This window comes from Cytobacillus oceanisediminis, from assembly GCF_007830235.1.
Lineage (GTDB): Bacteria > Bacillota > Bacilli > Bacillales > Cytobacillaceae > Cytobacillus > Cytobacillus oceanisediminis.
Genome location: NZ_VLKI01000028.1, coordinates 37,185 through 44,477 on the forward strand (window position 1 = coordinate 37,185; position 7,293 = coordinate 44,477).

The following is a 7,293-nucleotide window of genomic DNA, read 5'->3' on the forward strand; positions in this document are numbered from 1 at the left end:
CACAGGACGTGGCCGCTTTAGTCTGCGTTCAATTTTAGCGGGCGCCTTGCGCTTTTCTAATTGTATATGTTGGATTGCAAAGAATTTTATTTTCACTAGATATTTTGTTTACATGAGAGAACACTAAAGGCAATATCACAAATTTAATGAGGTGAACAGCGTGACGGGGAAAACAGAACTTCAAAATCAAGAGATGATCGTAGTGCTGGATTTCGGAAGCCAGTACAATCAGTTAATCACACGCAGAATCCGCGAATTTGGCGTTTACAGTGAGTTGCATCCGCATACGATTACTGCTGCAGAAATAAAAGAGATGAACCCAAAGGGAATTATTTTCTCCGGCGGTCCTAACAGCGTCTATGGGGAAAATGCTTTTCGCTGTGATGAAGAGATTTTTGAACTGGGCTTGCCGATCTTCGGCATTTGCTATGGCATGCAATTAATGACGATGCATTTTGACGGCAAGGTTGAGCCGGCCAAGCACCGTGAATACGGCAAGGCAGTTCTTAAGGTTGAAAATGAATCAAAGCTATTTGCAGACCTTCCTAGGGAACAGACTGTTTGGATGAGCCATGGGGATCTTGTAGTGGAAGCCCCGGCAGGCTTTACTGTTGACGGAACAAACCCTTCTTGCCCGATTGCTGCAATGAGCAATGAAGAGCGAGGATTATATGCTGTGCAATTTCACCCGGAAGTCCGCCATTCCGTTCATGGAAATGATATACTGAAAAACTTTGTATTTGGCGTTTGCGGCTGTACAGGCGATTGGTCTATGGAAAATTTTATTGAAATTGAAATGGAGAAAATCCGCCAGGAAGTCGGCGATAAAAATGTTCTATGTGCTTTAAGCGGTGGTGTTGATTCCTCTGTTGTGGCCGTCCTCATCCATAAGGCAATTGGCGACCAGCTGACATGTATCTTTGTTGATCATGGTTTGCTGAGGAAAGATGAAGCGGAAGGTGTCATGAAGACTTTTGCTGATGGTTTTAATATGAATGTAATTAAAGTGGATGCACAGGAGCGTTTCTTAAATAAACTTAAAGGTGTCAGCGACCCGGAACAAAAGCGAAAAATTATTGGCAACGAATTTATCTATGTATTTGATGATGAGGCAGCCAAGCTTGAAGGCATCGACTTCCTTGCTCAGGGAACACTTTACACAGATATTATCGAAAGCGGTACGGCTACTGCCCAAACAATCAAATCACATCATAATGTAGGCGGTCTCCCTGAAGATATGCAGTTCAAGTTAATCGAGCCACTGAACACTTTATTTAAAGATGAAGTGCGGGCGCTTGGAACAGAGCTTGGTATTCCGGATGAAATTGTATGGAGACAGCCATTCCCTGGACCTGGTTTGGGCATCCGTGTACTAGGAGAAATTTCTGAAGATAAGCTTGAAATCGTACGCGAGTCTGATGCAATTTTACGCGAAGAAATCCAAAAAGCCGGACTGGACCGAGACATTTGGCAATATTTCACTGTCCTGCCTGATATCCGCAGTGTTGGAGTAATGGGCGATGCCCGGACATACGATTACACAATCGGAATCCGTGCAGTAACATCCATTGATGGCATGACATCTGACTGGGCAAGAATTCCTTGGGATGTGCTTGAAGTCATTTCAACAAGGATCGTCAATGAAGTATCCCATGTCAACCGAGTTGTTTATGATATTACAAGCAAACCGCCAGCAACGATTGAGTGGGAATAAAATACGAACGATAAGAAAAGACGAACATAAAAATGTTCGTTTTTTCTGTTGACTAAGACTTTTTGGGGTGTTAAGATAAAGTAGAATTATATATGTCGTATTACGTCGTATAATCTTGGGAATATGGCCCAAAAGTTTCTACCGAGCTGCCGTAAATAGCTTGACTACGAGGTAAGTGTTACTTATAGGGGATCTGTTTTGGCTATTATACTTTTTCCTATTTATCCCTATTTGTTCACGAACCCTGTTGTCAACGCTCCGGTAACTCTCGGAGCGTTTTTATTTGGTCAATTTGGCAACCATATAAACAGACATTTTTAGGGGGGAGAAAAATGAAGAAGTACTTCCAGTTTGAAGAACTTGGAACAAACTATCGCCGTGAATTTATCGGCGGTCTTACAACTTTTTTAGCAATGGCTTATATACTAGTTGTTAATCCGATTACCTTATCGTTAATGGATATCCCAGATCTGCCAGATGCCATGAGAATGGATTATGGTGCCGTATTCGTCGCCACTGCTGTTGCAGCAGCGATTGGTTCTTTATTGATGGGGGTAATAGCTAAATACCCAATAGCGCTAGCGCCGGGAATGGGCTTGAATGCGTTCTTTGCCTATACAGTTGTTTTAACAATGGGGATCCCTTGGCAGCATGCTTTAGGGGGCGTCTTGATTTCTGGAGTTATATTCATCTTATTAACGCTTACAGGATTGCGCGAAAAAATTATCAATTCAATACCAGCGGAATTGAAGTATGCAGTTAGTGCAGGTATTGGTTTATTCATAACGTTTGTTGGTGCTCAAAGTGCTGGGCTAATTGTTAATAATGATGCTGTTCTGGTTGGATTAGGAGATTTTACTGATGGGAATGTGCTGCTGGCTATCTTTGGTATAGCAGTAACAGTCGTTTTAATGACAAAAGGAATTAACGGCGGAATTTTTATCGGTATGGTCATTACAACTATTGTGGGAATGATTACAGGGTTAATTGATGTTCCTGGCAAGATTGTGGATTCCGTTCCAAGTGTGGCTCCTACTTTCGGAGCAGCTTTCGAAGCTTATGGCGATCCTTCCTTCTTTTCAACAAGCATGCTGGTTGTGGTATTAACATTTTTATTTGTTGATTTCTTTGATACAGCGGGAACCTTAGTAGGAGTAGCAAATCAGGCGGGCTTAATGAAAGATAACAAATTGCCGCGGGCAGGAAAGGCTTTATTCGCGGATTCTGCTGCAACTGTAGTGGGAGCTATCTTTGGAACATCGACAACAACGTCATTTATTGAGTCATCATCAGGGGTAGCGGCAGGTGCGAGAACAGGTTTTGCTTCGGTTGTAACAGCAGGGCTTTTCCTGTTATCACTATTCTTCTTTCCGCTTTTGGAAGTCATCACTTCAGCGGTTACAGCTCCGGCATTAATTATTGTGGGTGTATTAATGGTCGCTTCATTAGGGAATATCGATTGGAATAAATTCGAAGTTGCAGTCCCTGCTTTTCTAACGATTATTGTGATGCCATTGTCTTACAGCATTGCTACCGGAATTGCGGTCGGATTCATTTTCTATCCGATTACAATGATTGTAAAAGGAAGGACCAAAGAAATCCATCCGGTTATGTATGTTCTGTTCGTAATCTTTATTCTGTATTTTATTTTCTTAAAATAATGATTTGATTTGGAGATCCGCTCTTAAAATGCGGGTCTTTTTTTTATTTAGCCAAATAAATAATTCAATCCGTTGACTTCCCGGACGGGCTTTAATACCATGAGAGTACATTTGTTTAATGGGCGGGGAGAAAAGAATGGGAGAGTATAAGGTAAAAAAGGTACTTAATAATAATGTCTTAATCGGCAGCCATGAATCGTTCGGCGAAGTCGTCCTCATTGGGAAGGGGATCGGCTTTAATCAGAAACCTGGGCAGCAAATCGATTCTGCTCTGGTAGAAAAGCTCTTTGTACTAAAAAATGAAAAAGAGCAGGAAAATTACATTAAACTGATGCCGTTTGTTGACAATGAATTGCTCGAGGTAATCATCTCCTCTATTGAATTGATTAAACAACGGTCAAGCTCGGTACTTAATGAGCATATCCATGTTGCTTTAACAGACCATCTGATGTTCGCCATAACGCGCTTAAAAAAGGGAATGGAAATGAAAAACCCTTTTCTTATTGAAACAAAAGCCTTATATCCCTTTGAATACGAGGTTGCCCAGGAGGTTGTAGGCCTTATTGGACAGCGAACAGGTATTTATTTGCCTGAGGGAGAGGTTGGCTTTATTGCCCTTCATGTTCATAGCGCTGTCATGAACCGCAATCTATCTGAGGTCAATCAGCACTCCCAGCTTGTAACCCATCTAGTCAATATGATTGAGGATCAGTTAGATATAAAAATTAATAAAGACAGCATAGATTATATGAGGCTTGTCCGGCATATTCGTTTTACCATTGAACGTGTTAACAAAGGCGAGCAAGTAGAAGAACCAGAAAAAATAACTTCCCTCTTGAAAGAAGAATACCCGGTATGCTACAATCTCTCATGGAAGCTCATTAAGGTAATGCAGCAAACATTAAAAAAACCAGTTTATAATGCGGAAGCGGTTTACATGACCATGCATCTGCAGAGACTTCAAAAGAAAATAAATTAGTCATTATTTTATCTTGTCTAGCTACAGGCGCCAACGGCTTCGAGGTCATAAGCCAATCGGTCAAGAAGGTAAAGATCAACCTTCATGCCCGCTTGTCTTATGCTTGTCGCTGTTAAGCGGGCGCCTTGCGCTTTTCGTCTTTACGTGTTACTGATTCGATCAGGCATGAGTGAAGAAAGGTAATTGAATTTAGGCAAATAGGGTAAGATACCCTTGTATACGCCTAAGTTCTATCCTTTTTTCCTCATGCCTTTTTTATTTGTTTTTAATGCTTGCGGCAATGAAATGAAAACGCTTAATGAGTAAAACTATTAGGGGGTTAACTTATGTTTAAAAAAATATTTGGCGTCCTGCAAAAAGTCGGGAAAGCTTTAATGCTTCCGGTGGCGCTATTGCCAGCAGCGGGAATCTTGCTTGCTTTAGGTGCGGCGCTGCAAAATCCGGCACTTCTTGAACTGGCACCTTTCCTGGATAACAGCGGGGTTTTGATCGTCGCTCAGGTCATGCAAAAAGCGGGAGATATCGTCTTTGCAAACTTGCCTGTGCTATTCGCAGTCGGTGTAGCTGTTGGGTTGGCTGGCGGTGAAGGTGTAGCGGCACTGGCTGCCATCATCGGATATTTAATTATGAATGTCACAATGGGTACGGCGGCAGGGATTACTGCAGAGGATGTAAATGGACTTAACTATGCGAATATCTTGGGAATTCCAACTCTGCAAACTGGTGTATTCGGCGGTATCATCGTCGGTATTATTGCGGCTGCTCTTTATAACAAGTTTTATGAGATAGAACTGCCATCTTATTTAGGGTTCTTTGCCGGTAAGCGTTTCGTTCCGATTATTACAGCTGCAACAGCAGTGGTCTTAGGGTTGCTAATGCTTGTAATCTGGCCGCCGATCCAGGCTGGATTAAATGCTTTCTCGCAAAACATGGTTCATGCAAACTTAACACTATCAGCGTTTATCTTCGGTTTAATTGAACGTTCATTGATTCCTTTTGGATTGCACCATATTTTCTATTCTCCATTCTGGTATGAATTTGGCCAGTATGTAACCAATGCGGGTGAAACTGTCCGCGGTGACCAGCGTATCTTCATGGCGCAAATCAGCGATAATGTTCAAAGATTGACGGCTGGTACCTTCATGACTGGTAAGTTCCCGTTCATGATGTTCGGTCTGCCAGCAGCTGCGTTAGCGATTTATCACGAAGCACGCCCTGAAAAGAAAGTTATAGTTGGCGGACTTATGGCTTCTGCCGCATTGACTTCATTCTTAACAGGCATTACTGAACCGCTTGAATTCTCATTCTTATTCGTAGCGCCTGTACTTTTTGCCGTACACGCAGTGTTTGCAGGTCTTTCTTTCATGACTATGCATTTATTGGATGTTAAAATTGGTATGACATTCTCGGGTGGTTTAATCGACTATATTTTATTCGGCTTAATCAACCCTCAAACAAATGCTTGGATCGTTATTCCGGTAGGATTAGTCTTTGCAGTCATTTATTATTTCGGTTTCCGATTTGCCATTCGCAAATTCAACCTGAAAACTCCAGGCCGTGAAGAGGTAGAAGATGAGGAAGAGGTTGCTTCCGGCAAAGGTGGAGACCTTCCGTATGAAGTTCTTGAAGCAATGGGTGGACAAGAAAACATTTCTCACTTAGACGCTTGTATCACTCGCCTTCGTGTATCAGTAAATGATATTAACAATGTAGATAAAGATCGTCTGAAGAAATTGGGCGCTTCTGGTGTATTGGAAGTCGGAAATAACATACAGGCTATCTTTGGACCGAGGTCTGAGACTATTAAAGGGCAAATGAAAGATATTATGAGCGGCAAAAGACCGCGAGTTGTTGAAAAGGCTCCTGAAGGCGGAGTTGAACAGCAAATTGAAGAAGTAAATCCTGAAGCGCTCCAAACTGAGCATAAGGAAGACCTTTTCGTTGCACCGATCAAGGGTGAAATCAAACCTATTACAGAAGTTCCTGACGCGGTATTCTCAGGAAAAATGATGGGTGATGGATTTGCAATTGTGCCTACAGAGGGAACAGTAGTCTCACCTGTAGACGGAAAAATCGTTAATATGTTCCCGACTAAGCATGCAATCGGTATTCTTTCAGATTCTGGCCGTGAGATCCTTATCCATGTGGGTATTGATACGGTTAATTTAAAAGGCCAAGGCTTTGAAACGCTGGTAGCTGAAAACGAGCGTGTAGAAGCTGGGCAGCCATTATTAAAAGTGGATCTTGATTACATCGAGAAAAACGCCACTTCTAAAATCACGCCAATCGTATTCACGAACCTTGAACAGGGTGAAGCAGTAACGATAAATAAACCAGGAGCTGTAGACCTGAAGGATAAAGACATTATTACCATCTCCAAGCAGTAATATATTATATAGAAGAAACCAGTCACTTTTTTTGTGACTGGTTTCTTCTATATAAAGGTACAGGTACAATAGGATGTATTTTCAATGGTTAAAAAAACCAATTTATTTTTGTGGATATTATGTTGACCCTTTGGGTACATAGGTGTTATTATATATAAACAGTCGCTGACACGTTAGCAACGAATTAAATAACTTGAAAAAAGTTGTTGACGCTGCGATTAAGAAATGATATATTAATAAAGTCGCTTTTGAGCGACGGAATAAAACTTGCTCTTTGAAAACTGAACGAACAAAAACGTCAACGTTAATTCTTTAGTCTTTTTAAAAAAGACAACTTATGAGCTTAATCAACTCTTATATGGAGAGTTTGATCCTGGCTCAGGACGAACGCTGGCGGCGTGCCTAATACATGCAAGTCGAGCGGACGGATGGGAGCTTGCTCCCGGAAGTCAGCGGCGGACGGGTGAGTAACACGTGGGCAACCTGCCTGTAAGACTGGGATAACTTCGGGAAACCGGAGCTAATACCGGATAATTCTTTCCCTCACATGAG

General features: G+C 41.9%; 4 protein-coding genes, 1 rRNA gene and 1 riboswitch. All 5 genes read left to right on the forward strand.

The features are described 5' to 3' along the window. Window positions 1–193 precede the first annotated feature (193 nt). Window positions 194–1,714 (forward strand): glutamine-hydrolyzing GMP synthase, encoded by a 1,521-nt coding sequence (gene guaA, locus IQ19_RS25505; RefSeq protein ID WP_199749556.1) that lies wholly within the window; start codon window positions 194–196, stop codon window positions 1,712–1,714. Window positions 1,715–1,799: 85 nt separating this feature from the next. Continuing rightward, a riboswitch (purine riboswitch) is annotated at window positions 1,800–1,901 on the forward strand. 145 nt (window positions 1,902–2,046) lie between these two features. Then, complete coding sequence (locus IQ19_RS25510) at window positions 2,047–3,375, forward strand: NCS2 family permease (protein WP_144546317.1); 1,329 nt, start codon at window positions 2,047–2,049, stop codon at window positions 3,373–3,375. A gap of 136 nt (window positions 3,376–3,511) precedes the next feature. Next, the gene (gene glcT / locus IQ19_RS25515; protein WP_144546319.1) at window positions 3,512–4,354 is read left to right on the forward strand and encodes a glucose PTS transporter transcription antiterminator GlcT; all 843 of its coding nucleotides are present in this window, start codon (window positions 3,512–3,514) and stop codon (window positions 4,352–4,354) included. Window positions 4,355–4,680: 326 nt separating this feature from the next. Next, the gene (gene ptsG, locus IQ19_RS25520) at window positions 4,681–6,741 is read left to right on the forward strand and encodes a glucose-specific PTS transporter subunit IIBC (protein WP_144546321.1); all 2,061 of its coding nucleotides are present in this window, start codon (window positions 4,681–4,683) and stop codon (window positions 6,739–6,741) included. Between the two features lie 355 nt (window positions 6,742–7,096). Next, window positions 7,097–7,293: ribosomal RNA gene (locus tag IQ19_RS25525) — 16S ribosomal RNA — on the forward strand; the annotation flags it as partial.